This window comes from Vibrio sp. 811, from assembly GCF_033339195.1.
This window is the reverse complement of record NZ_JAWOUB010000622.1, coordinates 1-599: the sequence shown is the minus strand read 5'-3', so window position 1 is coordinate 599 and position 599 is coordinate 1. Positions and strand designations below refer to the sequence as shown.

Here is a 599-nt window from a genome sequence, read left to right as displayed (position 1 = left end):
GACGACGAGCAATGCGGTAGCTCAGGTTGTCTTTCTTACCGATACGATATTGGCCGATGATCTGATCCAAATACTGTTTATTCGCATCTATCGCATCAGACATCACTTTATGCAGTCTTCGCGATTGCCAGTCAGGTAAAATGAACATCACAGCCGCGACGGCTAGCGCGCAGCCAATCAGTGTATCGGCAAGCCGAGGAAGCACCACTGCGTAGCCTTCACCTAACTGGTTGAACAGGAACAAGACTAACAAGGTGATAAATCCGGTCGCGTAGCCGTAGTTGTTCATCCTAAATGCAAAGAACATCACGCCCGAAACAACGATAAACACCAACTGACTTTCTTGAGAAGGGAAGAACGTTAGCAGCGGTACGCCAATCAATAACCCCGCTAAAGTACCGATCACACGAGCCGTAAGTTTTTGGCGCGTTGCACTGTAGTTCGGCTGACACACAAACAGCGTTGTAAGCAAAATCCAGTAACCACGGTCAATATCAAACAGCTGAATGATGCCGTACCCAATAGTAAGCGCAATTGACATACGCAACGCATGTCGAAACAGCATCGAATCTTTATGAAGGTTAGCCGAAATGCGTTGC

Annotated in this window: 1 protein-coding gene; it reads right to left on the bottom strand. The window is 47.6% G+C overall.

Features of this window, described 5'->3' with window-relative positions:
• Positions 1 to 599 (bottom strand): FUSC family protein (locus tag R7Q46_RS28460; protein WP_318078479.1); only part of this gene is annotated, 599 nt, incomplete at both ends.